Source organism: Ruegeria sp. C8 (assembly GCF_056537565.1).
In genome coordinates this window covers 90,543-114,970 of sequence record NZ_JBQFRV010000003.1, presented here as the reverse complement: position 1 = coordinate 114,970, position 24,428 = coordinate 90,543, and the positions used below count along the sequence as shown (strand labels likewise).

The window sequence follows — 24,428 nt, the reverse complement described above, 5'->3', positions numbered from 1 at the left end:
CCTCTACTTGCCGTGATAATCGCGGAACCACGCAACAAACTGCGCGATCCCGTCTTTGAAATTGGTTTCCGGGCGATACCCTGTCAGGCGTTGCAACAGGTCAGTATTGGCCCATGTGGCGGGGACGTCACCCATTTGCATGGGCATGTAGTTGCGGATGGCCTTTTTCCCGATTGCCGCTTCGATGGCCTCGATGAAATCCATCAGGCGCACTTTGTCGCCATTGCCGATATTTACGACCCGGTGCGGCGCGACGAGGGACAGGCTATCGCCGTCCTCGACCTCATCCGCGCTGGCGGGTCGCACCGGAGGCACGTCGATCAGCAAACGGATGCCACGGACAAGATCCTCGACATTGGTAAAGTCGCGATACATGTCGCCGTGGTTGTAGATATCAATCGGGCGATCTTCGAGGATCGCGTCCACGAACTTGTACAGAGCCAGATCGGGCCGCCCCCAGGTGCCATAGACCGTGAAGAACCGGAACATTGTGGTCGGCAGGTCCCAGAGGTGGGCATAGGAGTGGGCCATCGCCTCATTGGCCTTTTTGGTCGCCGCGTAGATCGTCAGCTGCGTGTCGGCCTTTTCGACCTCGGTAAAGGGCATGTCCTCATTGGCGCCATAGACCGAAGAGGTTGAGGCCATCAGAAGGTGCTGAACCTTGTGCTGACGCGCGACCTCCATCACATTGAACGTGCCGACGACGTTCGAGTTGATGTAGCTGCGTGGCTCTTCCAAGCTGTAGCGCACACCGGCCTGAGCGGCGAGGTGGATGATCACCTCGGGCTGAAACTCATCCGCGACCTGCATCAGCCGTTCATGGTTTTCCAGCATGTCTTCAGTGGTGGTAAAGCCGGGATTTTGCAGCAACATCTGATGGCGGCGTTGCTTGAGGGCGACGTCGTAATAGTCGGTCATCCCGTCATAGCCATGCACACGGAACCCTTCGGACAGCAACAGCTTCGCCAGGTGAAAGCCGATAAATCCGGCCGTGCCCGTGATCAAAACCCGCTTCATACATCCCTCACGCTTCGGCGACCCCTTTGCAATGTCTATCAAGGTTGCGCGCCCATTGGTCAACCGCCCGTTTCCGGACCGATTGCCGATTGTCCGTCGCAGCCGGTCAGAGTAGAGGTCTTTGCATGGTGACGGGCTGGATAAAAGGGCTGCTTGGACCGGGCGGAATGCGCGGCGCGGATGTGTCGGGCATTAGGCCCGATGCGCGTTTCGTTGCGGTCGGAGATATTCACGGGCGTTTGGACCTGTTGCAAGCCCTGCTGCCGAAGCTCGACGAGAGCCTGCCCTGGGTGTTTGTCGGCGACTATGTCGACCGGGGAGACTACAGCGCGCAGGTATTGCGGCAGTTGAAACATCTGAGTTTGACCTCGAACGGGCGCGTAACCTGCCTGCTGGGCAATCACGAAGAGATGTTACTGCGGTTTCTTGAGGACCCGTTCGGCATTGGCCCGCTGTGGATGAACAACGGGGGCGTCCAGACGCTGGCCTCCTTTGGCATTAAGGATGTCGACGCCGATAGGGGCGATCTGGCAGAGCGTTTGCGCATTGCCATGGGGCATGAGCTTGTGGACTGGCTGTCGGAGCGCCCGTTGATGTGGACCAGCGGCAATGTCTCGGTCGTTCATGCCGCTCTGGACCCTCGGGCATCAGTGGAAAAACAGGACCGGAGAACCTGTCTTTGGGGCCACCCCAAATTCCGACAACTGCCACGCCGGGATGGTCAATGGGTGGTGCATGGGCACACGATCGTGGATCAGGCCGAGGTTAGGGACGGGGTGATTTCGATCGACACCGGCGCTTTCGCGACCAACTGCCTGACCGCTGCTGAGTTGTACCCCGGAGGGGTCACATTCACTGCAACAGCTTAGGTCGTCTGGCCCGAGGCGAAAGACCGCCGCGGGCCAGGTTGCTTTAGCCAACGATCATCTGCTTCATGCGAAGCGCTTCGTATTCCAGCTCTTTCAGACGGAAATGCACGACGTCACCGATTGTGATCATACCGCACAAAAGGCCATTGCGGACAACCGGCATATGGCGGAAGCGGCCTTCGGTCATGGTTTTCAGAACCGCATTCAGCGTATCGTCGGGCGCGCAGCTCTGAACCTCTTTGGTCATCAGATCCTCGACCGATTGCGGCAGGGTCTGGCCGGGCGTGTCAGCCATACGGCGTACGATGTCACGCTCGGACAGGATGCCCTGAAGCGCTCCGTTCTGATCGGTCACCAGAACGGCACCGATGTGTTTTTCCTTGAGAATATTCACCACCGTGTGGATCGTCTCGTTCGGACGGACAGAGAACACCGCGTCGCCTTTCCCCTCAAGCAGTTTCGCCACGGTCGTCTGCGACTGCGACAGGTTCGATCCCGTCGACTGGCTGTAGGTGGACTTGTCCTGCTTGTCGCCGCGTGTGGGGGCCTGGTATGAGGTTGGGGCCATGGGCAATCTCCTTTTTGGTTCTTGCAAAGTCTTTCCCTTTCACCTTAGCGCAGCTAAATGGCCTGTATAGGGTGCAAATGCCCGCATCGGCGAAAACCCGGAGTCCAAGCCTGTGAGTGACATCTATCTGACACCCCCGATTGCTGCGCTGATTTTCTTTGTTGTGGTGGTCTGCGGCCATAATTTTCGCATGGTGTGGAAACAGCAGCCGGACGGGTGGCAGAAACGGGCGTGGTTGTTCGGACTTCCAGCTGGGATTGGCCTTTTGATGTTGGGTTTTTTGCCGCTGAAGTTGTGAAGCCGGTTTGACTCTGACCGGGGTGGCTGGCATATGCCGGGCACTGCTTTTCCCGGAGACTGATCCATGCGTCTACTGCCTGCGCTGGCCCTTGCCACCCTTTTGACTGGCTGCCTGTTCGACAAGGAACCCGATGTGGTGCGCCTGGCGGGTGAGACCATGGGCACAACCTTCAATGTCACCGCAATTGGCGAGGATCTCGACGAAACTGCGTTGGCGGCATCGGTCGAGGAGACTCTGGCCGCTGTCAACGCCAAGATGTCGAACTGGGATCCGAATTCCGAGGTTTCGACCTTCTCGGCGTCTACCAGCACCGACCCTGTTGCTGTCTCCGACGAGTTCGCGCTGGTTCTGGCCGCCGCAAATGACGTTCATAACAAAACCGATGGAGCCTTTGACGTCACACTCGGCCCGTTGATCGAACTTTGGGGCTTTGGTCCGCGCAAGCCCGAAGACCCTGTGCCGTCGGATGCTGATATCGAGGCCGCGCTGGCAGGCGTTGGACAAAATCGGCTTTTGACGCTGGATGCTGAGGCAGGAACGCTAGCAAAATCCGAACCTGGCGTTGGGATCAATCTGTCGGCTATCGCTAAAGGCTATGGCATTGACGCCGTCGCCGAGACCTTGCGGGACGCAGGCATCGAAAACTATCTGGTCGAGATCGGCGGCGATCTGGTCTCAAAAGGCCAGAACGACAAGGGCGAAACGTGGCAGATCGGGATCGAAAAGCCTCAGGCCGGGTCCCAGAGCCTGCAGTTGATCGTGTCGCTGGACGATCGCGGTATGGCCAGTTCGGGCGATTACAAGAACTACTTCGAACAAGACGGTGTGCGCTATTCGCATATCATCGACCCGACAACCGGGCGTCCGATCACGCACCGGACGACCTCGGTCACGGTTCTGGCGGAAACCGCCATGATGGCGGATGCCTGGGCGACTGCCATGCTGGCGCTGGGTCAGGAAAAGGGCATGAAGCTGGCCGAAGAGCATAAACTTGCCGTGTATTTCATCTCGCGGGATGTGACAGGCGGCGATGATGCCTATATAACTTCGCACAGCAGCGCGTTCAAAGACGCTCTGGGCACCAACTGATTGGTAGGAACCGAGATGAGCACCTTCATTCTGGCCTTTATTCTTCTGTCTCTGGTCATGGTTGGCATGTCGCTGGGCGTGATGTTGATGGGTAAAACCATCAAGGGCAGCTGCGGTGGTTTGAACGCGATCTCGGGCGCGGATAAATGCGTGGTCTGCCAAAAGGACATCGACCCCGACAGCCCTCTGCGTGATCAGCTGCAATGCAAACGCGCCAAGAAGATGCTGGAGCAGATGGAGCGTCAGGCCTAATCGGCATTTGCACTGTCCATCGGGAATTGGCTAGATAGCCTTCGGACCAGACCGGAGGCGCATGTGGCCAAAGCCAAGAATATCCTGTTCATCATGTTCGACCAGCTGCGCTGGGATTACCTGAGCTGCTACGGGCATCCGCACCTCCACACGCCGAATATCGACCGTCTCGCCACGCGGGGTGTGCGATTCAATCGCGCCCATATCCAATCGCCGATTTGCGGCAGTTCGCGCATGTCGACCTATACGGGTCGGTATGTGCATTCGCATGGAGCCTCGTGGAACGGGATTCCCTTGAAGGTCGGTGAGATGACGATGGGCGACCACCTGCGTAAGGCGGGGATGGAATGCTGGCTGGTTGGCAAAACCCATATGCGCGCGGATGCGGAAGGCATGGCGCGGCTCGGTCTTGAACCGGACAGCCTGATTGGCGCTCGTTTGGCGGAATGTGGTTTTGATGTCTTCGAACGCGATGACGGAATGCGCCCCGAAGGGCCGGACGGGTTTTACGACCCCGATGGGGCCAAGGCCTACAATGAGTATCTGCGAGACAAAGGCTATGAAGGCGACAACCCCTGGCATGACTTCGCAAATTCCGGGTTGGACGCAGATGGCAATGTTCTGTCTGGCTGGTTCCTGAAGAACTCCTCGGAGGCTGCAAATATCGCCGAAGAAGACAGCGAGACTCCCTATCTGACCGGGCGCGGGATCGAGTTCATGGAAACCCATGACGCCCCATGGTGCTGCCACCTAAGCTTCATCAAACCGCACTGGCCCTATATCGTGCCAGAGCCATATGCCTCGATGTACGGACCTGAACATGTGCTGCCGGTGGTGCGATCCGATGAGGAACGCAAAAATGCGCATCCGGTGTTGAAAGCGTTCATGGAGACCAAAATCGGTGAGACCTTCTCGCGCCAGGATGTGCGTGAGGCGGTGATCCCAGCCTATATGGGCCTGATCAAGCAGGCCGACGATCAGATGGGCCGGTTGTTTGACTGGATGGAGCGGACCGGCCGGATGGAAGATACGATGATCGTTCTGACCTCAGATCATGGCGACTTTCTAGGCGACCATTGGATGGGCGAGAAAACGTTCTTCCACGATACCTCGACCAAAATGCCACTGATCATCTATGACCCTTCGCCCGAGGCCGACGCGACCCGAGGCATGGTGAGCGATGCGCTGGTCGAATCCATTGATCTTGCTCCGACATTCGTAGATGTGGCCGGAGGCGGCGTCGCCAGTCATATCCTCGAAGGTCATTCCCTGTTGCCGATCCTGCATGGACAGGCACAGGACCGGCCTCGGGATGTGGTGATCTGCGAATACGACTATTCCGCGTCGCCAATTGCCGAGCGGATGAACGCCTCTGTCCGCGCTGCGGTGATGTTCATGGTCGCCAACAAACGCTGGAAGCTGATCCATTGTGAGGGCGGGCACCGTCCGATCCTGTTCGATCTTGAAAACGACCCGGAGGAGTTGGTTGATCTGGGCGACAGCGAAGATCATGCCGAGGTGATCAGTGAAATGTATGACCACCTGTTCGCTTGGACACGCCGCCCGTCACAGCGCACGACGCGGTCTGAACAGCAACTGATCGAGATGCGAACCAAAAGCCGGGGCAGGGGGATCGTGTTGGGGATCTACGACGAAAATGACATGCCGCTAGACCTGACGGTCAAATACCGAAACCGGAAAGCCAAGCCGTACAAGAGTTATCTGAAGGACTAACTGCGCCGCGCTTTCCACTGAACATATCGGGCCATGCCGCGTTCCAGCAGGTTCGGGGTCTTGCCGTCATCCAGATGCAAATCTCCACCACCGGCCCGGTACATCTCGGCAAACACATCCAGCACCTTGGATTTCACCATGCCGCGCAGCGGGACATGGGCCATCATGCCATAGGTTGCGGCCCCTCCGGTTTTGGCGAGCTCGGGGTTGGCGCGAACGGTTGCAACCGCCTGGGCGAGATCGGCCAGGTATTCATCGGTGACATGCCGGTGTTTGGCGGTGACCATGCAATGGATGCCATCTGGGTTTTGAACGCGATTGATGCTCCAACCGGCGCGCTCCAGCTGATCCGCCACGGCATAGATGTTCAGTTGCGGATCGGTTGAGCCATAGGCCAGCAGCGGCCCCTGCGGGTTTCCCAGAATGCGCAGGCCGTCTATCGCCGCTATTCCCGTCTTCAAGGTCTCGACCGCTTCGGTGGTGTCTTTCGCCAACCGGCAGTAGCCGTCCTCACCGAGTTTCTGCATCACCGCCCAGGCGGCGGCATAGGCGCCTCCTGGTCTTGTGCCCAGCAAAGCGGGCGAGGCAAAGACCCCTCCGGGCCAGTCCTGGCAGACGAACATCTGGTGCTTCAACAGGTCAAGATTGCGATACAGGATGGTTGACGCCCCCTTGGCCGCATACCCGTATTTATGCAGATCGGCCGAGATGGACGTCACCCCCGGCACACGGAAATCCCAATCGGGCAGGTCAACGCCGTTCCGCTCCATGAAGGGCAGGATCAGCCCGCCGACGCAGGCGTCGATATGCAAGGGAATGCCTTTGGACTGCGCGATTGCGCCCATCTCGGCAATCGGGTCGATGGTGCCATGCGGGTATTCCGGCGCTGACCCGAGGATCATCACCGTTCCGGCGTCAATCAACCTCGCAAGTTTGGAGATATCGGTGGCGTAGTCCGGCGTCATCGGCAAAAGACGCGCCTTGACGCCGAAGTACTCGGCGGCCTTGAACCAGGCGACATGGGCGGTCTTGGGCAGGATCATGTTCGGACGGGTCACCTTGCGCTTTTTGCGCGCCATGTCCCGGTAGGTTTTGACCGCCATCAGACAGCTCTCGGTGCCGCCCGCAGTGACCACGCCACAGGTCGCCGGTCCGCCTTTAAGCAACCCGGCCATGGTTGAGATGATCTGCGTCTCCATCTGTTTGAGGCTCTGAAACGCCGCCGGATTCAACCCGTTTGCCGAAGAGAACGCGCTGTAGGCCTTGGCTGTGAAGGCGTCGTGGTCATCGTCCAGATGATACACAAGGCTCCACGTCCGGCCCTCGCGGTAATTCGGGTCGTTTTCGGCAAAGGATTTCAACTGGTTCAGGATCTCGCCTTCAGGGCGGCCTGTCTCTGGCAATTTCTGATGATCCATATCCTATCCTTTCCCGGCCAAAAGCAGCGCCAGTGAAATGCCCAGATAGTTCCCGATCGCAAAGCCGAGAATGCCGGTTGCCATGCCCGACATCAAGATCGCAGGGTTGCGCAAGCTGCGGGCGACCATGGGCACAAAGGCAGGCGACATGACCGCTGCGACCGAGGTGATCAGGAATGTATCTCGGTCGACCCCGGCGGTGCGTGCAAGCAGTGCGTGCAGACCGAAACTGCCGAAGGTGGCGATCAGTACAAAGCCAAGAATAGACAGATCCATATCGCGCAACTCCGCTAGATCCATCGAAGCCGCGACGCTGAATGAAAATACGTAGAGCAGGTACATGCCCATATGAGATGCGGCCCGGTTTTTGCGCAAAGACGGCGTGACCGAGCCGAGCAGACCTAGCGACGTTAGAAGAACCACGGTCATGACCTGCGATGGTGCAAAGCTGAACAGAGGAGTCAGCAGCACCGCCGCGGCCACGCAAAATGCACTAACCAGAAAAGCCACCACCCCCTGACGGAGCATATTCGGCGCATTGGCTTCGTCCGCTGCGGGCGCCTGCGTGTCGCGATCACCCGGGAACGGCTTCAGAAAGCGGGCGAAAACCAACGGGGCCAACGTCAGAACAAACAGCAGGTAACCTGCACCGACAATAGTATCTACGGTTGCAAACAACAGATAGCGGTTCTCTGGGATATCCAGTGCCAGTTTGATCGCTCCCATATTCGCAAGGCCGCCTGTGTACGTCCCCACAGCCATGCCGGACAACTGCTCGGTCTGCGCGGTGCCGCCCGCTTGGAACGCAAAGAACAGGCCCGTTGCAACAAGCGTGACCGAGACAACGGCCAGCGCCATCGACATAAGCGCGGAACCTGCGATCCGCCCCCAAGCCCCAAGGTCGACCCCAAACAGCAGCAACGGCAGGGCAAGTCCCAAACTGGCCTCCATGACCCCGTCACGGACCTGACCAGCCGCGTCAGGTTGCAGACCAGATAGCCCCAGCGCCAATCCGGCCATATAGCACAGCACAATCGGCCCCAGCCGTCCGGCCAAAGTCGAATGCCGCGCTAGCAGCATCATCGCGGCAGGCGCCAAAAGGTAGATCAGTGCGAAGACTGCGATCTCTGGCTGCATAGGTTCCCTCTCCCTGAAGGTGAGACTAGGCAGCACGACGCCGTTCGCACAAGGTGGTCTGACGTAAGGTTCACGTTACTTTCGGGTAAGGAAATCCGGGTGTCGGGGTCAGTTTATGAAACGATTAAATCTGCGCCGATGGGCGCAAAGGCGGTTCACCCCAAAGCGGTCAGGCGATAGAAGGTTCACTAAGAGCAGTTACCGGAGACCAAAATGGCCACGCCCAAACCAGTAGTCCTGTGTATTCTTGATGGTTGGGGATTGTCCGACGACACTCAGGCTAATGCCCCTTTTCTGGCCAACACACCGACATTCGATACGATCATGCAGGGCTCGCATGCCACGCTGATTACGCATGGCCCGGATGTGGGTTTGCCCAGCGGTCAGATGGGAAATTCCGAGGTTGGGCACACCAATATCGGTGCGGGCCGTGTGGTGGCGATGGATCTGGGCCAGATTGATCTGGCGATCGAGGATGGCTCATTTTTTAACAACGCCGCGCTGCAGGCGTTCATTGCAAAAGTGAAAGCCGCGGGTGGGACGGCGCATCTGATGGGGCTGGCCTCGGATGGCGGTGTCCATGGGCATGTGAACCATATCGTTGCAGCGGCCAAAGCGATCACGGATGCCGGCGTTCCGGTGGCTCTGCATGCAGTGACCGACGGGCGCGACGTCGCCCCGAAATCTGCTTTCACCTACATCTCCGAGCTTGAGGAACGTCTGCCCGAAGGCGCGCGTATCGTCACCGTTTGCGGGCGTTACTTCGCCATGGACCGCGACAACCGGTGGGAGCGTGTCAGCCAAGCCTACAACGCCATGATCAAAGGACAGGCCCGTGCCGGTACCGCGGCGAATGCGGCAGTCGATCACGCTTACAACCAATCCGAGACGGATGAGTTCATTGTGCCGACCGTGCTGGAAGGTTATGACGGTGTCAAAGATGGTGACGGGTTTTTCTGCCTGAACTTCCGCGCCGACCGCGCGCGGGAAATCCTGCGCGCGATTGCCGAGCCGGGCTTTGACGATTTCGACACCGGCCCGCGCCCGGTGCTATCTGCTCTGCTTGGCATGGTCGAATACTCCGACGGCCACAACGCCTATATGACGACCGTGTTCCCCAAACGAGCCATCGTGAACACTCTGGGCGAATGGGTGGCCAAACAGGGATTGCGCCAGTTCCGTCTGGCCGAAACCGAGAAATACCCCCATGTGACCTTCTTCCTGAACGGCGGCAAGGAGGTCCCCGAAGCTGGCGAAGATCGCTTCATGCCCAAATCGCCCAAAGTGGCCACCTACGATCTACAGCCCGAGATGTCCTCGGCCGAGGTGACGGACAAGTTCGTTGAGGCAATCGAGGCTGGCTATGATCTGATCGTCACCAACTACGCCAACCCCGATATGGTCGGCCATACCGGAGATCTGAGCGCTGCGATCAAAGCCTGTGAGGCCGTGGATCAAGGTCTGGCTCGCGTGGTTGCCGCACTGGAAAAAGCCGGTGGGGCGATGATCGTCACTGCCGATCACGGCAATTGCGAAGTAATGGTGGATCCGGAGACAGGTGGCCCGCATACCGCGCACACGCTTAATCCGGTACCGGTGGCTTTGGTTGGCGGGCCCGAGGGGGCGACGCTCCGCACCGGGCGATTGTCGGACCTTGCGCCCACCTTGCTGGCACTGATGAACCTGCCCAAACCGCCTGAGATGACTGGGGAAAGCCTGCTGTCATGAGGGGTCTCGCCGCAGCCTTGGCGGTGCTCTTGTGTGGCTCGGCTAAGGCGCAGAACACGCCTTCTCAGGCAGCGCTGGCGGCGGCCGAGATGTTGGAACAGGCGTCAATCTCGCTGTCCGAGGCTGAAAGCGCCCGCGACCGGGTGCGCGCTCTGACAGTGACGATCCAAGCCTACGAGGCTGGGTTATCCGCCATGCGTGACGGGTTGCGCATGGCGGCCACGCGCGAGGCGCAGCTGTCGGCCGAGCTGCGCGCGCGGGAACAGGATGTCGCGCAGTTGCTGGGTGTATTGCAGACCATAGAAACGACCACCCCGCCGGTGCTGATGTTGCACCCTTCGGGCCCCTTGGGGGCTGCGCGGGCCGGGATAATGCTGTCCGAGGTGACACCAGGCCTGAATGCCAAGGCGCAGGCTTTGGAACAGGATTTGCAAGAGGTTCAGACCTTGCGAGTACTGCAGCAGGATGCGGCGGAAACCCTGACAGAAGGTCTGACCGGCGTGCAATCTGCCCGCACACGCCTGAGCGAGGCCATCGCGGATCGCACCGGGTTGCCGCAGCGCTTTGTTGAAGACCCGATCAAAACGGCGATCCTGATCTCTTCGACCGAAACACTCGATGGGTTCGCAACAGGCCTATCCGAAATCTCGGAAGGGGAGATCGCGCAAAGTGACGACTCTATTCAAAGCCGCAAGGGCGAAGTGCCTCTGCCGGTTCAAGGCGTTTTATTGCACCGGGCCGGGGAAACAGACGCAGCGGGCGTGACGCGGCCGGGGCTCGTGCTTGGTGCGCGCCCGCGTGCCCTGGTAACAACGCCCACGGCGGCTACAATTCGCTACCGAGGTCCGCTTCTGGACCTGGGAAATCTGATCATTCTTGAGCCTCAGCCCGGCCTCTTATTCGTCTTTTCGGGCTTGCAGGAAGTCTACGGAGACATAGGTCAAGTGATACCAGAGGGCACTCCGGTCGGTTTGATGCCCGGTGAAACGCCGGAAATCGGTGCTATTTTGTCAACTCGTGGTGATGGCACTGGAACTGACCGGTCAGAAACGCTCTATATAGAGGTCAGAGAAGATAACAGCCCCGTGGACCCCGAGTCGTGGTTTCGGACCAGCAAGGATGGATAAACGAGTATGAAGAAATTTGTGATGGCCGGACTGGCCGGAACGGTTGCAGGCATCATTGCAACAACTCAGATCGCAGGACCGCTGCTGGCGCAGGAGGCCGAGAGCAAGGCCGATGTCTACCAACAACTCGACCTGTTCGGTGACATTTTTGAGCGGATCCGCGCGCAATATGTCGAAGAGGTTGAGCCGGAAGAGCTGATCGAAGCCGCGATTGACGGTATGCTGACCTCACTTGATCCGCATTCAAGCTACCTGTCGCCCGATGATGCCGAACAGATGCGCGTCCAGACCCGGGGTGAGTTTGGCGGGCTTGGTATCGAGGTCACGCAAGAGGAAGGCTTTGTCAAAGTCGTCTCTCCGATCGACGACACGCCTGCCGATGAGGCCGGGATTGAGGCCGGAGATTTCATCACCCATGTGGATGGCGAAAGCATTCTGGGCCTGACGCTGGATAAGGCGGTTGAACTGATGCGCGGCCCTGTCGGCTCGGAAATCGTGATCACCGTTGTGCGTGAGGGTGAGCCTGATCCGTTCGATGTCACAATCATTCGTGACACGATCAAACTGACCGCCGTACGCGCTCGGACCGAGGGCACTAGCGTTGTCATGCGGGTGACCACGTTCAACGATCAGACCTTCCCGAACCTGCAGGCCGGAATGGAAGAGCAGATCGAGGAAGCGGGCGGAATCGACAAGGTCAATGGCTTTGTGCTGGACCTGCGCAATAACCCGGGCGGTCTGCTAACGCAGGCGATCAAGGTCTCGGACGCGTTCCTGAACGAAGGTGAGATCGTCTCGACCCGTGGGCGTGACCCACAGGACGGCGAGCGATTCAACGCGACTCCCGGTGATCTGGCCGAAGGAAAGCCAATTGTGGTGCTGATCAATGGCGGCTCGGCCTCGGCCTCTGAAATCGTGGCCGGCGCCCTGCAAGACCACCGTCGCGCGATTGTTGTTGGCACCAAGAGCTTTGGTAAAGGCTCGGTGCAGACGGTGATGCCGCTGCGCGGTGACGGTGCGATGCGTCTGACCACCTCGCGTTACTACACGCCGTCTGGCCGCTCGATCCAGGCGTTAGGTGTCAGCCCGGACATCATCGTAGAACAACCGCGCCCGGCTCCGGAAACCGAAGAAGAGGATGATCGTCCGACACGTTCCGAGGCGGATCTTCGCGGCAGTCTGAACAATGACAGCCTCAGCGAGGATGAAATCCGTCAGATCGAAGAAGACCGCGCCAAAGCTGAAGCCACCGCTGAGCTGCGGGAAGAGGATTACCAGCTGGCTTATGCCATCGACATCCTCAAAGGTCTGTCGGCGTTCAATCCTGACGGCCCGTCTCAGTAAAATCGAGTCTCAGTAAAACCCAAAGGGTCGCGCCAAGCGCGGCCCTTTCAACTTTCGATCTTGTGCAGCTTGGCTTCGTCTAGCATCAGCGCCAGAAGAATGCCCAACGAGACCGAGATCGTGGAAAAGATGAATGCCATGCTCATGCCGCTGTCAAAGGCAGTTGTGAGCGCGGATTTGACTGTATCGACCTGATCCGCGTTCAGCTTTGCCATCACCGCATGTGCAGAGTCGGTGCTAAGGGAACCGCCGTTGATCGCCCGTTGTTCGGCATCGGTCAGATCAATGCCGGCGGCGGCCAATTTGTCTCGTAGGGTAGACAGCGACACCGCATACATGATGGCGGTCGCACAGGCGACCGAGATTGCCCCATAGACCAGATGCGTCATGAAGCTGAGGCCACCAACCAGCCCGGCGCGTTCGGGTTTGACCGCACATACCGCAGCAGTTCCGGACGGCCCGACCGTCAGGGTCGCGCCCAACCCGATCATCGCCATGCCCGGCAGGATGTGGAAATAGCCCAAACTGCTGGGCAGGATCACGATACTGGCCGATCCGACAGCCGCCAGAACATAGCCCCAAAACAGCAGGCGTTTAGGCCCGAAATCATTGTAGAGCGTGCCGGAGACAATCGACCCCACCGCCAACAGGATAGTCAGAGGGGCCAGCCCAAGCGCCGATTGGAAAGTCGTCCAGCCCAGCACCTTTTGCATGTATTGCGGAAAGTACAACAACGCGACGAAGGCGGCTGAGACGTTGAACATATTCAGGCCAAGCGTGATCAGAAATTCTCTATTCTGCATTAATTGCGGCAATAGGAGCGGCTCTTTCACCCGCTTTTCAACGCGCGGAAACAGCAGGAACAGAACGGCGCTGACAAAGAAAAGCAGCAAAAGCGGGATTGACGACCAGCCCCAATCAGCCCCCACATCCAGCCCGTAGAGGAGAAGAAGCACAGCAAAGGACAGGATTCCCATACCGGCAAAGTCGATGTGTTCGCCCTGTTTGTGCTGGGTCTCCCGCTCCATCAAAATCAGTGCGGTTGCCATCGAGATGCAGGAGAACACGACGTTGGCGAGGAAGAAGTATCGCCATTCGCCTAAACTGACGGCAAGTCCGCTGATCATTGGGCCAAACACATTGCCCGTGGTCACGCCCGCCAAGATCAGACCCATGACAAGCGCGCGGTGTTCCTGTTTGGAGACTTTGGTGGCCCCAAAGGCCAAGGTGCAGGGCCAGACGCATCCTGCGCCAATGCCTTGCAAGGCGCGCGCGCCGATCAGGAAATCGAGGCCGGGTGCGAAGAAACACAACACCGAGGCAAACAGAAAGATTGACAGGCCGATGATCATCACCTTGCGGTGACCGTACATGTCGCCCAAGCGCCCTCCGGCGACCATGGTCATGGCGAAGAACAGTGCGTAAATATTCAACACCCATTGGGTGCTGGTGATATCGCTGTCAAAGCTGCTTTCGATTGACGGAACCAGCATCAAGGCCCCGGTAAAGTCGATGCCGATGCCGAATGCGGTCACCATCAAGGCAATGACTTTGATGATACTTTTGCGATCCATGGCGGCTTCCGGAGTGTTGCGGCTGCCTCAATGATGCATGTAAATGGCGAAAAAGATAGGAAAACCCGGGTCTCGCCTCAGCTGGGTTCCCGGCAAATTCTGCGAAAAGCCCGCTTGAGCATGTCAAGCTCACCGCGCAATAGCTCGACTTCGGCGCGCAAATCATCGGCGGCAGGTTCGCCCGATATCACCGTAAAATCACCCAGTTTCCGGGCCGTTGAGCGCTCGGATATGACAAAGCTATGGACGCCGTCCGAGAGGGCCGCGACCGGCACCGGGATGGTCACGGTCCAGCCGTCCTCGACATCCGAGAGGGTGACGCCTTCGACATCTTCGCCACGGTAAAGCACCTGAATATCCGGCTGGGTCTGGGCGCGCAGATGTCCTTGCCAAATTCCGTTTTCAAACCGGGTCCGGGTCAGTCGTGGCTCAGTCATTCCCAAAGACCTCACAAATCAGCGCGATGGTGGCGGCACAAAGTCAGATCGCGCAGAGTGACGCTGTTCATGCCGGGGTTTTCAAGGATCAGGTCCAACCAGATCTTCTCGATCCGTTTCTCATTCAACGGCAGATGGGCCAGATCGAAATCGACGCTGGGCGACGGGCTGGCTAGATCAAGCTTGCGCAGAACCTGTTCGGTATTCGGACCGCTGAGGATGTTGAGCCGGGCAAAGAGGTCGATCTCCTGCTCCGCGTAAATATGCGTGTCCAGGCGGATAAGGTGCTGCAGGCTCAGGCCCTGAGAGGCATCGCTTGGCAGTTGGATCGAAAGCGAGAGGAAGCTACCTTCGAAGCCAAAGACCTCCACGCCCATGTTGAAGGGGGCCAGATCACTGGGCAGACGGTTGCGGTTCTGGCGCATAGCGATCTCGGCCTGTGGGCAGTCGTGAAACACCTGCACCTGATCGCCCAGGGACGCTTTGCGCGGGGGTGAGGCAATGCCGGGCGTGGCAAGGGGCCAGCGCCACAGATCGGGGCGCCAGCTCCAATCCGTGCCGATCGGTTTGGGAAACTGGTTCGAGCCGATTTGCGGATCGGGCAGCCGAATATCCGCCGTGTCAATCACCTGCCTAAGCTGTGTTTGCAGGGCGCGCGCGCTGTCGCGCTGGCGTCGCAGTTCGGCCTGAGGGGCGTCACCCGCCATCTGCGCGGCCTTGCGCCAGCGGTCCAAAACCCTGCGGTGAAAATAGCGTTCGAGAATCCTACCCATAGTCCCTTCGTCCGACGTAGGACCTCTTTAGTCAAAGACCGGGCAAGGGACAAACCCGGAATTTGGATCTGTCGGTTTTCGGCGCGTAAGGCCACCGTCGGTTCTTGCATTACGTCGGGTCTGTGCTTAGGGTCGGGCCTCTTGAAAAAGCGGGTCGCCAGCAACCACGCCACGCATCAGTTTTTCATTCGACAAGGCCCGGCCATGGAACCCACCCTGTTTTCGTTCATTTGGAAACACTCCAAAAAACAACAGCTTGTGCTGTTGGTTCTGACGGTTCTTTCGTTTCCGTTCCTCTATGCCTCGCTTGAGCTGCCCAAGCAGATAATCAACGATGCCATTGGTGCGCCCGCAGATACGGTCACGATCTGGGGGGTGACTGTCACGCAGATTCAATACCTTATGATCCTGTGTTTTGCCTTTCTGGCTACGGTGATCGCCAGCGGTCTGATGAAGATGCGCATCAACACGATGAAGGGCGTTCTGGCCGAGCGGATGCTGCGTCGCTTGCGGTTTACCCTGATCAACCGGTCGATGCGCTTTCCGAAATCGTATTTCGCCACCACCAGTCAGGGTGAGCTGGTTTCGATGATCACTTCCGAGGCCGAACCTATGGGTGGTCTGATGGGCGATGCCATCGCCCAACCGGTGTTCCAGTTCGGTCAGATGATGACCATCGTCACCTTCCTGTTCATGCAGAGTGTCTGGTTCGGGTTGGCCAGTATCGCCCTAATCCCGCTACAGGCGTGGTTGATCCCGAAACTGCAACGCCAGATCAACCTGCTGAACAAAGAACGCATTCAGGAGGTCCGCCACCTGAGTTCCGAGATCGGCGAGAGTGCCGCCGGGATCAGCGATTTGCGCACCAATGGCGGCTGGCGCTACCGATTGGCGCAGTTCAGCTATCGTCTGGGGAACTTGTTCGAGATCCGCTTCAAGATCTACAACAAAAAGTTCTTCATGAAGTTCCTCAACAATCTGATCACTCAGATAACGCCGTTCCTGTTCTACTCGGTCGGTGGATATCTTGCGATCACGGGTGAGGTGACGGTGGGTGCTCTGGTCGCCGCTTTGGGGGCGTACAAAGATCTGAGTGGCCCGTGGAAGGATCTGCTGACCTACTACAATCAGGTGCAGGATATGTCGCTGCGATGGGAGATCGTGACCGAACGCTTCGCCCCGTCCAACATGATCCCCGAACATCTGTTCGATGGCCGGCCCGAGGTCATCCCGCACCTCACCGGTGATATCGAACTGCGCAATGTCACCGTGCGCGATGATGACGGCAAGACCATTCTGGAAGATATCGATCTGAGAATTCCCAAGGGCGCGAGGGTGGCGATTCAGTCGACCAACGCGGCCGAACGCACCGCCTTAGCGCAGCTTCTGACGCGTGAGGTGGTACCGGTTCAGGGCGAGGTCCTGCTGGCCGGGCACAATCTGAACGAATTGCATCAGGCGGTGATTGCTGCTCGGATCGGTTACGCCTATTCGCGGCCTTACCTGTTCGATGGAACTCTGGGTGACAACCTATTGATGCCGCTGCGTCCTTATCCTCAGCACGAAACTGAGGCCAAGAAGGCCCCGACCCGCCGCCAGATCGAGGCCGTTCGGTCCGGCAATCCAATAGATTCGCTCGAGGATGAGTGGGTCGATCCGGGGCTGGCCGGGCTGGACGATATCGACGACATCCGCGCGTGGTGGTTCCAACTGGTCGAGGCGATGGGCATTGACGAGTTCATGTTGCGACGCACCCTGCGCACGCAGTTTGACCCGAAATTGCATCCAGGCTTGGCGCAAGAGCTTGTGAAACTTCGCGAGACAGTGGCCCAGAAATTGCAGGACAAGGGCCTCGATCGCTATGTCTACCGGTTCGACCCGGATCAGTTTAATCCGGCAGTGCCTTTGGGTGGCAACTTGCTGTTTGCAACGCCCGCGCGGGATATCACACCCGAGTCGTTGGCTGGTGATCAGCGGTTCCGCAACATGTTGCGCAGCCATGATCTGGCCGAGGAAGCAATGAACATGGCCAGCACCGTGATCGAGACGTTGGACCAGGCCTTTGGTCGCGATGGCACCGATCACCCGCTTTTCCTACGGTTGGGAATGTCCAAAGACATGTATCACAGGCTTTTGGACATCAAGGATCGCCTGAAAACCAAAGGGGACGATGCGGTCTCAGAACCGGATTGTGCGTTGATGCTGACGGTGCCGTTCCTGTTGACGGCCGAGCAAATTGGCCCCGACTTTCCGGATGAATACAAGGACAAGATCCTTGCGATCCGAAAACAGCAATCCGCCGCCATGCATGAGGCGCTGGATGGGATGTTCGTTCCATTGTCACCTGACGCCTACTTCCCGCGCCTGACCGTGATCGAGAATGTCCTTTATGGGCGCGTTTCCCTCATGGCAGGCGCCCACGCCGAAGAGATCGAAGATCTGGTCGCCCAGGCCGTGAATGAGGCCGGCCTGCGCCGCCGCGCTGCGGCCACCATGTTCGACCTGCCCTCGGGCTTGGGGGGGAACAACCTGCCTACGGTGTTCCAAGAACGCGCATCGTTCTCGCGTGCAGGGATCAAGCGACCCGATATCCTGATCCTCGACAAGGCGCTCGCCAGCCACGATTCGGAAAGCCGCCTGCGCACCCGGCTGCGCCTGCGGGAATTGCTGCCCGAGTCGATCATGATCTTCATGGAGGATCATTTTGCCCATCCCGAAGCCTATGATCTGTTCGTCGAGGTAAAGGATGGCCGCATCGACGGTGTCTCACGCACACCCGTTCTGCATCAAGAAGGAGCTACTGCCGACCTCAGCAGAAAGCTCGAAATTATCTCGACCACCGAGCTTTTCTCGGGCATCGACGGGCGGAGCCAACGGCTGCTGGCGTTCTCGGCGCAATGGTACGACGTTGCGGCGGGGCAGGTGATCTTTTCGCGCGGGCAGACGGCGGACGCAGCCTACCTGTGCATTCGGGGTCAGGCCCGGTTGGACTGGTCGGATGAAGATGGCAACAAACGCCCCATATCGATTGTTGAGCCGGGCCGCCTGATCGGGGACCTGTCGATCATCACCGGTGACCGCCGACAACTTGATCTGGTCGCCAACACAGATTGCGCCTTCCTGCGTATTGGAGCCGAAGAACTGCGCGCCGTTGTCGAAAGCGACGCCTCGGTCGCGACGCAGTTGCTGCAAACTGTCGCGGGATACCTGACTACGCTCGCCACGCGCGTGAACACGGTTGCCAATCCGGCGGATGTCTTCCCGGACGTGGTACAGGAAACCATTCTTGACGAGGCAGATGACAATGATTGAACCCGCTGCCTATACCGCGCATGAACATCTGGTGCGCGACGCCCGCACGCGCCCTGACCTTTGGCGGTTGCTGGTCGGGCTGGTAATTATTTGCGCGCTCTATTTGGCGGCGAATACTGTACTTTTTGCGATCGTCGGAGCGCTGATCCCGCCCTCTCAGGCCCAAGGGTTTTTGCGCGGAACGTCCCCCCTCGCGACATTTGTCCTGCTGGCCAGCTTTGGGTTTCTGACGATTGGGGTCGCTGTCGCTGCAAAACAGATGCAGCAAAGGTCACTCTGGGCGATTCTCGGAGAGCGTCGTCTGGCGATCAGTCAATTCACACGGGTTTTGGTGGCCCTGGCGGTTCTGGGTCTGGCACTGGCAGCCCTACCGCCTTACGGAATGGGGGATCCGCTGACCCAGAACCTCGCCTTCTCGACCTGGATCGTGCTGCTGCCGTTCGCAGCAGGCGCCGTGCTGATTCAGACCAGCGCCGAAGAGATCCTGTTTCGCGGCTACCTGCAGCAATCTCTGGCCGCACGGTTCCAGTCACCGCTGATCTGGGTTGGGGTGCCCTCGGCCTTGTTTGCCGCCGGTCACTATGCGCCGGGGATCGCTGGCGACAATGCGCTGTTGGTCGCGGTCTGGTCCTGCGTGTTCGGCGTTCTGGCAGCTGATCTGACGGCCCGGTCCGGCACTTTGGGCCCGGCTATCGCCTTGCATTTCTTCAATAATGTGATCTCTCTCCTGATTATCTCACTGCCCGATACGCTCAGCGGTCTGGCCCTTTTCCTGCTGCCCTACGATATGTCGGACGGTGGCGTGCTGCGGCAGTGGTTGTGGGTGGATTTCGGCTCAATGATGGTTTGCTGGCTGACAGCACGCCTCGTCATCAGGCGCTGATTGCATTTCTTTCCGTAGCGTCTTATTTGACGTCAACGCCGCACAATCCAAGGCTCTGATATGAACTGGATCACAAACTACGTCCGCCCCCGGATCAACTCGATCTTCTCGCGCCGAGAAGTGCCAGAAAATCTGTGGCACAAATGCGGTGAATGCGGAACGATGCTGTTCCATCGCGAATTGGCCGAAAACCAGAACGTCTGCACCCAGTGCGGTCACCACATGGCAATCACGCCGCGCGACCGGTTCGGCCACCTGTTCGATGGCGGCATTTTTACCGAAGTTGCAGTGCCCGCGCCGAAAGATGACCCGCTGCAGTTCCGCGATCAGAAGAAATACCCCGATCGCATGAAGGCGGCCCAGAAGAAAACCGGCGAGAAAGAAGCCATGCTTGTGGCCACTGGCGAGATCGGGCGTACCCCGATTGTTGCGGCGGCACAGGATTTCTCGTTCATGGGCGGGTCCATGGGCATGTATGTCGGCAACGCGATCATCGCCGCCGCGCAAGAGGCGGTGAAACTAAAGCGTCCGCTGATCCTTTTCTCGGCCGCGGGTGGTGCTCGAATGCAGGAAGGCATCCTGAGCCTGATGCAGATGCCGCGTACCACCGTGGCCGTCGAGATGCTGAAAGAGGCGAACCTGCCCTATATCGTCGTGCTGACCCACCCGACCACCGGAGGTGTGACTGCGTCTTACGCAATGCTGGGCGACGTGCATATATCGGAACCCAACGCGTTGATCTGCTTTGCCGGTCCCCGCGTGATCGAGCAGACCATCCGTGAAAAACTGCCCGAAGGGTTCCAGCGGGCCGAATATCTGCTGGACCACGGTATGCTGGACCGCGTGACCAAACGCACCGAACTGCGTGAAGAGTTGATCACCATCACCCGCATGCTGATGAACCAGCCGCCGGCGATCAAAGGCGATCTGCCTGCGCCGGAACCGGAAGAGGCCGCCGTAGACGCGCCTGCTGAAGATACGGATCAGAAATGACCACCCAAACATCGGACGCCATCCTCGACCGGATGATGGCGCTGCACCCCAAGATCATCGACCTGACCTTGGATCGCGTCTGGCGTTTGCTAGAGGCATTGGACAACCCGCAAGACAAGTTGCCGCCGGTGATCCACATCGCCGGAACCAACGGCAAGGGTTCGACCCAAGCGATGATCCGAGCCGGGCTTGAGGGGGCAGGGCTGTCGGCCCACGCCTATACCTCACCGCATCTCGCCCGGTTCCATGAACGTATTCGTTTGGCCGGAGAGCTGATCTCGGAACCCGACCTGACGGCAGTACTCGATGAGTGTTACGCGGCCAATGGCGGCGAGAACATCACCTATTTCGAGATCACGACCTGCGCGGCCCTTTTGGCCTTCGCACGAGCCAAAGCGGATTACACCCTGCTCGAAGTCGGCCTCGGCGGGCGTCTGGACGCGACCAATGTGATCGAAAAACCTGCCGTGACGGTGATCACCCCGATCTCAATCGACCACGAACAGTTTCTGGGCAACACCCTGGCGAAAATCGCCGCTGAAAAGGCCGGTATCATCAAACGCGGCGTGCCTTGCATCGTCGGCCCGCAACCTGATGAGGCGATGGAGGTGATCGAACAGACCGCCGCACGCCTCGGCGCGCCTCTCATTGCCTATGGCCAGCAATGGCACGTCACCGAAGAAAATGGCCGCCTGATCTACCAAGACGAAACCGGCCTCCGTGACCTGCCTCTGCCCAACCTCTTGGGTGCCCACCAGATCCAGAACGCAGGAGCGGCCCTGGCCGTTCTGCGCCATCTCAACCTTGGCGATGCCGCCTATGAGGCCGCCGTGACCAAGGCCGAATGGCCCGCACGGATGCAGCGCCTCAAAACCGGCCCGCTGGTGCAAACGGCAGGGCAGGCCGAGCTCTGGCTGGATGGAGGGCACAACGCCGCGGCAGGCATCGCTCTGGCCGAGGTTCTGTCGAACCTGCCGACACGCCCGACCCATATGATCTGCGGTATGCTGAACACCAAAGACGTAACAGGCTACCTCGCGCCGCTTGCCAAACAGGCCCAGAGCCTGACCGCTGTTTCCATCCCGGGTGAGGCCGCAACCCTCAGCGCCGAAGAAACAGCCGCCGCTGCCGCCAAGGTCGATCTATCCGCATCAACCGCCAACAGCGTGGCCGAGGCGCTCGACAAAGTCGTGGCCAAAGACCCACAGGCACGTATCCTGATCTGCGGGTCCCTCTACCTTGCGGGCAATATCCTGCGCGAAAACGGCTAAGATCCGCCCGCAGGGCTTCATCTGGCCAAAAATATCCCGGGGGAGCCGCCAGTGGCGGCGGGGGCAGCGCCCCCCCTACTTCCCCCAATCCTGATCCTGCATTTCCCGTAGCCGAGACGCGGTGCGCTCAAATTCAAAGGTCCCTTCGCCCTCGACATAAAGCATCTCGGGCTCAGCCGCCGCAGAACAGATCAACCGAACCTTGGCCTCATACAGAGCATCGATCAACGTCACAAAGCGCTTGGCCTCATTGAAGTTGTTGCGCGACAGACGCGGAATATCCTCCAACACCAGCACCTTGACCGCTTCGGCGATTGCCAGATAATCCCCGGGACCCAGCATCCGTCCACACAGGTCGTAGAACGAGGCCCGCGCAACCCCATTGCGAAAAGCTGGCAGCTCAACAGCGCGGCCTTTGACCTGCAAAATCAAGGGCTCGGCCGTGCCTCCCGACAAATCCGCCCAAACGGCCCGTATCTTCTCACGCGCTTCCGGCCCGATTGGCGAGAAATAAACCGGCGCGCCCTCAAGGCGGTTCTGGCGATAGTCAGTCGGTGAGACCAGCTCCCACACCTGAAGCTGCTCTTTGATATGGGCGATGAAAGGCAAAAACAGCTGTCGGTTCAAACCGTCCTTGTACAGATCATCTGGATGCCGGTTCGAGGTCGTTACGATGACCACCCCCCCCGCATATAGCAGATCAAACAGGCGTCCGACGATCATGGCGTCCGTGATATCAGTGATCTGCATTTCGTCAAACGCCAGCAGCTTGACAGATTTCACGACATCCTGCGCGACCGGGGCTAGCGCGTCTTCAACACCATCCTTGCGTGCCTTGTGCATACCCGCATGGATTTCCTGCATGAACGCGTGAAAATGCACCCTCCGCGCCGGTATATCCTCCAGCGCATCCACAAACATATCCATCAGCATGGACTTCCCACGCCCAACCCCGCCCCACAGGTACAGCCCCTTGGGCGGTGGAGGAGCCTTGCGGAACAAGCCCCGCTTCACCGGCGCGCTCAACTCGCCCCGGATACGTTCAAAATGCGGCAGAACGGCTTCCTGCGCGTCATCCCGCGTCAGAGACCCATCGGAGATACGTTCGTTATACAGCGAAATCAGATCCGTCATGGGTTTGAGCCATAGCGCCCGCACTACGCGTTGAAAAGCGGGCATTTTCAGGCATGCATCAATTTTCCTTATGTCGAACCGCAAATCTACTGAATTGACGCGCTGAAGAAAAACAGTAGCGTCGCAAAACTTGTTTGTCTGAGGTCCCGATGCCGCACTCCGCACGTCTGCTGAATCCAATTCTGATCGTTGGCTGTATCATCATTACAGTCAGTTTCGCGGTGCGCGCTTCGTTTGGGGTGTTCCAGATCCCGATCGCATCTGAGTTCGGCTGGCTGCGCACCGATTTCTCAATGGCCATTGCGATCCAGAATCTGGCCTGGGGGATCGGGCAGCCGATCTTTGGCGCCATCGCTGAAAAGATCGGCGACCGAAAGGCCATTGTGCTTGGCGCGCTGACTTATGCCGCTGGCATGGTGCTTTCAGCCTGGTCTATTACTCCGTTTGAACACCAAATCTACGCATGGTTGGTCGGGTTTGGCATTGCAGGTACCGGCTTCGGCGTGGTTCTTGCCGTGGTTGGGCGGGCATCCTCTGACGCGAACCGATCCATGTCTTTGGCCATCGTTACGGCTGCGGGCAGTTTCGGTCAGGTTTTGGGCGCGCCAACGGCCGAATGGATGCTGACCTTCCTGCCCTGGCATCAGGTCTATATCGTGTTCGCCGTCGCTATTCTCTGCCTCGTGCTGATCCTGCCCTTCATGCGTGCGCCTCAGCAAAGCAGTAAGGCCGAGCTGGAAGAAAGCATGGGTCAAATCTTGGGGCGTGCCCTCCGAGACCCGTCTTACACGCTGATCTCACTTGGCTTTTTCAGCTGTGGCTATCAGCTCGGCTTTATCACAGCTCACTTCCCAGCCTTCGTGACCGAGATGTGCGGCCCCATCCAGCCGGGTGGCGTCCTGCATTCGATAGGCATAACGACCACGTCCGCCTTGGGTGCGTTGTCCATTTCGCTGATCGGGCTGGCTAATATCGGCGGCACGCTTTTGGCAGGCTGGGCGGGGAACCACTTTCCCAAGAAATACTTGCTGGCCATCGTATATACGGCGCGCACGCTGGCTGCTGTCGTGTTCATCATGTTTCCGATCACCCCAATATCGGTCATCGTTTTTTCGTTGGCTATGGGCTCTCTCTGGCTGGCCACAATACCACTGACATCCGGTCTGGTCGCGCATCTCTACGGTCTGCGCTACATGGGTACGCTGTATGGAATTGTCTTCCTCAGCCACCAACTTGGGAGTTTCCTTGGCATCTGGCTGGGCGGGCGGATGTATGACGTCTATGGCGACTACACGATGGTTTGGTGGATCGGTATCGCCGTGGGCGCGTTCAGCGCGATTGTCCACTTGCCCATTCGCGAGAACCGAGGGCCGACCCCCGCCGCTGCGTAACTGGGCGCGCCCGCAGCGCGGCACGCGCTGCCTGGCCCAACAGGCGAGGGCGCATCTTTGATGCGTCTTCAACTGG

At 58.9% G+C, this 24,428-nt stretch carries 21 protein-coding genes; 13 read left to right on the top strand and 8 right to left on the bottom strand.

The features are described from left to right. Nucleotides 1-3: 3 nt before the first annotated feature. Entirely contained in the window at nucleotides 4-1,017 is a 1,014-nt protein-coding gene (locus tag ACR0KL_RS05820) for a GDP-mannose 4,6-dehydratase (RefSeq protein ID WP_480776734.1), read from the bottom strand. A gap of 125 nt (nucleotides 1,018-1,142) precedes the next feature. On the opposite strand from ACR0KL_RS05820, the gene ACR0KL_RS05815 reads away from it, so the two are divergent. Continuing rightward, complete coding sequence (locus tag ACR0KL_RS05815; RefSeq protein WP_480776733.1) at nucleotides 1,143-1,886, top strand: metallophosphoesterase family protein; 744 nt, start codon at nucleotides 1,143-1,145, stop codon at nucleotides 1,884-1,886. A 43-nt stretch (nucleotides 1,887-1,929) separates the two neighbouring features. On the opposite strand, the gene ACR0KL_RS05810 is transcribed toward ACR0KL_RS05815, so the two are convergent. After that, nucleotides 1,930-2,454, bottom strand: coding sequence for a CBS domain-containing protein (locus ACR0KL_RS05810; RefSeq protein WP_170679837.1), 525 nt, complete (start codon nucleotides 2,452-2,454; stop codon nucleotides 1,930-1,932). A 112-nt stretch (nucleotides 2,455-2,566) separates the two neighbouring features. Between ACR0KL_RS05810 and ACR0KL_RS05805 the strand changes: the two genes are divergently transcribed. The 4 genes from ACR0KL_RS05805 (at nucleotide 2,567) to ACR0KL_RS05790 (ending at nucleotide 5,830) form a co-directional block, all read left to right on the top strand. Beyond that, complete coding sequence (locus ACR0KL_RS05805; RefSeq protein ID WP_170377287.1) at nucleotides 2,567-2,752, top strand: hypothetical protein; 186 nt, start codon at nucleotides 2,567-2,569, stop codon at nucleotides 2,750-2,752. Nucleotides 2,753-2,818: 66 nt separating this feature from the next. Next, a complete protein-coding gene (locus ACR0KL_RS05800; protein ID WP_170679838.1) occupies nucleotides 2,819-3,844 on the top strand; it encodes an FAD:protein FMN transferase in 1,026 nt (341 codons plus the stop codon). 15 nt (nucleotides 3,845-3,859) lie between these two features. Then, entirely contained in the window at nucleotides 3,860-4,096 is a 237-nt protein-coding gene (gene nqrM, locus ACR0KL_RS05795; RefSeq protein ID WP_170377292.1) for a (Na+)-NQR maturation NqrM, read from the top strand. A 63-nt stretch (nucleotides 4,097-4,159) separates the two neighbouring features. Further along, complete coding sequence (locus ACR0KL_RS05790) at nucleotides 4,160-5,830, top strand: sulfatase-like hydrolase/transferase (protein ID WP_480776732.1); 1,671 nt, start codon at nucleotides 4,160-4,162, stop codon at nucleotides 5,828-5,830. On the opposite strand, the gene ACR0KL_RS05785 is transcribed toward ACR0KL_RS05790, so the two are convergent. Together ACR0KL_RS05785 and ACR0KL_RS05780 are read right to left on the bottom strand one after the other, a co-directional pair. Further along, nucleotides 5,827-7,248, bottom strand: a complete 1,422-nt coding sequence (locus tag ACR0KL_RS05785) for a pyridoxal phosphate-dependent decarboxylase family protein (RefSeq protein WP_170679841.1) — start codon at nucleotides 7,246-7,248, stop codon at nucleotides 5,827-5,829. The genes ACR0KL_RS05790 and ACR0KL_RS05785 overlap by 4 nt on opposite strands. 3 nt (nucleotides 7,249-7,251) lie before the next feature. After that, nucleotides 7,252-8,385, bottom strand: coding sequence for a DUF819 family protein (locus ACR0KL_RS05780; protein WP_170679843.1), 1,134 nt, complete (start codon nucleotides 8,383-8,385; stop codon nucleotides 7,252-7,254). A 213-nt stretch (nucleotides 8,386-8,598) separates the two neighbouring features. On the opposite strand from ACR0KL_RS05780, the gene gpmI reads away from it, so the two are divergent. The 3 genes from gpmI to ACR0KL_RS05765 are packed head-to-tail and all read left to right on the top strand — an operon-like array spanning nucleotide 8,599 to nucleotide 12,584. Beyond that, complete coding sequence (gene gpmI, locus ACR0KL_RS05775; RefSeq protein ID WP_170679845.1) at nucleotides 8,599-10,113, top strand: 2,3-bisphosphoglycerate-independent phosphoglycerate mutase; 1,515 nt, start codon at nucleotides 8,599-8,601, stop codon at nucleotides 10,111-10,113. Next, on the top strand, nucleotides 10,110-11,240 hold the full coding sequence (locus ACR0KL_RS05770; protein WP_170679847.1) for a peptidase M23: 1,131 nt from the start codon (nucleotides 10,110-10,112) through the stop codon (nucleotides 11,238-11,240). The genes gpmI and ACR0KL_RS05770 overlap by 4 nt, the downstream gene beginning before the upstream one ends. A 6-nt stretch (nucleotides 11,241-11,246) precedes the next feature. Next, nucleotides 11,247-12,584: a S41 family peptidase gene (locus ACR0KL_RS05765; protein ID WP_170679849.1), complete on the top strand. Its 1,338-nt coding sequence runs from the start codon at nucleotides 11,247-11,249 to the stop codon at nucleotides 12,582-12,584. A gap of 47 nt (nucleotides 12,585-12,631) precedes the next feature. Here ACR0KL_RS05765 and ACR0KL_RS05760 read toward each other — a convergent pair whose 3' ends face one another. From ACR0KL_RS05760 to ACR0KL_RS05750, 3 genes are all read right to left on the bottom strand, one after another. Next, on the bottom strand, nucleotides 12,632-14,158 hold the full coding sequence (locus tag ACR0KL_RS05760) for an MFS transporter (protein WP_170679851.1): 1,527 nt from the start codon (nucleotides 14,156-14,158) through the stop codon (nucleotides 12,632-12,634). Nucleotides 14,159-14,235: 77 nt separating this feature from the next. Then, nucleotides 14,236-14,595 (bottom strand): hypothetical protein, encoded by a 360-nt coding sequence (locus ACR0KL_RS05755; protein WP_170679853.1) that lies wholly within the window; start codon nucleotides 14,593-14,595, stop codon nucleotides 14,236-14,238. A gap of 11 nt (nucleotides 14,596-14,606) precedes the next feature. Further along, nucleotides 14,607-15,368: a DUF6478 family protein gene (locus ACR0KL_RS05750; protein WP_170679855.1), complete on the bottom strand. Its 762-nt coding sequence runs from the start codon at nucleotides 15,366-15,368 to the stop codon at nucleotides 14,607-14,609. 204 nt (nucleotides 15,369-15,572) lie between these two features. Between ACR0KL_RS05750 and ACR0KL_RS05745 the strand changes: the two genes are divergently transcribed. Genes ACR0KL_RS05745 through ACR0KL_RS05730 form a run of 4 tightly spaced genes read left to right on the top strand, consistent with a single transcriptional unit; the run spans nucleotide 15,573 to nucleotide 21,827 of the window. Next, nucleotides 15,573-18,680: an ABC transporter transmembrane domain-containing protein gene (locus tag ACR0KL_RS05745; protein ID WP_170679857.1), complete on the top strand. Its 3,108-nt coding sequence runs from the start codon at nucleotides 15,573-15,575 to the stop codon at nucleotides 18,678-18,680. Continuing rightward, nucleotides 18,673-19,563 carry a CPBP family intramembrane glutamic endopeptidase gene (locus ACR0KL_RS05740; protein WP_480555184.1) on the top strand — a complete coding sequence of 297 codons (891 nt, stop codon included), beginning with the start codon at nucleotides 18,673-18,675 and terminating at the stop codon, nucleotides 19,561-19,563. Before ACR0KL_RS05745 ends, ACR0KL_RS05740 begins: the two co-directional genes overlap by 8 nt. A gap of 60 nt (nucleotides 19,564-19,623) precedes the next feature. Then, nucleotides 19,624-20,556, top strand: a complete 933-nt coding sequence (accD, locus tag ACR0KL_RS05735) for an acetyl-CoA carboxylase, carboxyltransferase subunit beta (protein WP_170640185.1) — start codon at nucleotides 19,624-19,626, stop codon at nucleotides 20,554-20,556. After that, entirely contained in the window at nucleotides 20,553-21,827 is a 1,275-nt protein-coding gene (locus ACR0KL_RS05730; RefSeq protein WP_170679861.1) for a bifunctional folylpolyglutamate synthase/dihydrofolate synthase, read from the top strand. The genes accD and ACR0KL_RS05730 overlap by 4 nt, the downstream gene beginning before the upstream one ends. A gap of 75 nt (nucleotides 21,828-21,902) precedes the next feature. On the opposite strand, the gene zapE is transcribed toward ACR0KL_RS05730, so the two are convergent. Then, complete coding sequence (gene zapE, locus ACR0KL_RS05725) at nucleotides 21,903-22,961, bottom strand: cell division protein ZapE (RefSeq protein WP_170679863.1); 1,059 nt, start codon at nucleotides 22,959-22,961, stop codon at nucleotides 21,903-21,905. A gap of 149 nt (nucleotides 22,962-23,110) precedes the next feature. Between zapE and ACR0KL_RS05720 the strand changes: the two genes are divergently transcribed. Continuing rightward, the gene (locus tag ACR0KL_RS05720) at nucleotides 23,111-24,352 is read left to right on the top strand and encodes an MFS transporter (protein ID WP_170679865.1); all 1,242 of its coding nucleotides are present in this window, start codon (nucleotides 23,111-23,113) and stop codon (nucleotides 24,350-24,352) included. Nucleotides 24,353-24,428 lie beyond the last annotated feature (76 nt).

Bases quoted from the DNA above. Each gene is read 5' to 3' on its own strand.
- ACR0KL_RS05740 (WP_480555184.1), top strand. From the start codon at position 18,673: ATGATTGAACCCGCTGCCTATACCGCGCATGAACATCTGGTGCGCGAC.
- ACR0KL_RS05730 (WP_170679861.1), top strand. From the start codon at position 20,553: ATGACCACCCAAACATCGGACGCCATCCTCGACCGGATGATGGCGCTG.
- ACR0KL_RS05755 (WP_170679853.1), bottom strand. From the start codon at position 14,595: ATGACTGAGCCACGACTGACCCGGACCCGGTTTGAAAACGGAATTTGG.
- ACR0KL_RS05780 (WP_170679843.1), bottom strand. From the start codon at position 8,385: ATGCAGCCAGAGATCGCAGTCTTCGCACTGATCTACCTTTTGGCGCCT.
- ACR0KL_RS05750 (WP_170679855.1), bottom strand. From the start codon at position 15,368: ATGGGTAGGATTCTCGAACGCTATTTTCACCGCAGGGTTTTGGACCGC.
- ACR0KL_RS05760 (WP_170679851.1), bottom strand. From the start codon at position 14,158: ATGGATCGCAAAAGTATCATCAAAGTCATTGCCTTGATGGTGACCGCA.
- ACR0KL_RS05720 (WP_170679865.1), top strand. From the start codon at position 23,111: ATGCCGCACTCCGCACGTCTGCTGAATCCAATTCTGATCGTTGGCTGT.
- accD (WP_170640185.1), top strand. From the start codon at position 19,624: ATGAACTGGATCACAAACTACGTCCGCCCCCGGATCAACTCGATCTTC.
- ACR0KL_RS05770 (WP_170679847.1), top strand. From the start codon at position 10,110: ATGAGGGGTCTCGCCGCAGCCTTGGCGGTGCTCTTGTGTGGCTCGGCT.
- ACR0KL_RS05785 (WP_170679841.1), bottom strand. From the start codon at position 7,248: ATGGATCATCAGAAATTGCCAGAGACAGGCCGCCCTGAAGGCGAGATC.
- zapE (WP_170679863.1), bottom strand. From the start codon at position 22,961: ATGACGGATCTGATTTCGCTGTATAACGAACGTATCTCCGATGGGTCT.
- ACR0KL_RS05765 (WP_170679849.1), top strand. From the start codon at position 11,247: ATGAAGAAATTTGTGATGGCCGGACTGGCCGGAACGGTTGCAGGCATC.
- ACR0KL_RS05820 (WP_480776734.1), bottom strand. From the start codon at position 1,017: ATGAAGCGGGTTTTGATCACGGGCACGGCCGGATTTATCGGCTTTCAC.
- gpmI (WP_170679845.1), top strand. From the start codon at position 8,599: ATGGCCACGCCCAAACCAGTAGTCCTGTGTATTCTTGATGGTTGGGGA.
- ACR0KL_RS05810 (WP_170679837.1), bottom strand. From the start codon at position 2,454: ATGGCCCCAACCTCATACCAGGCCCCCACACGCGGCGACAAGCAGGAC.
- ACR0KL_RS05800 (WP_170679838.1), top strand. From the start codon at position 2,819: ATGCGTCTACTGCCTGCGCTGGCCCTTGCCACCCTTTTGACTGGCTGC.
- ACR0KL_RS05815 (WP_480776733.1), top strand. From the start codon at position 1,143: ATGGTGACGGGCTGGATAAAAGGGCTGCTTGGACCGGGCGGAATGCGC.
- nqrM (WP_170377292.1), top strand. From the start codon at position 3,860: ATGAGCACCTTCATTCTGGCCTTTATTCTTCTGTCTCTGGTCATGGTT.
- ACR0KL_RS05745 (WP_170679857.1), top strand. From the start codon at position 15,573: ATGGAACCCACCCTGTTTTCGTTCATTTGGAAACACTCCAAAAAACAA.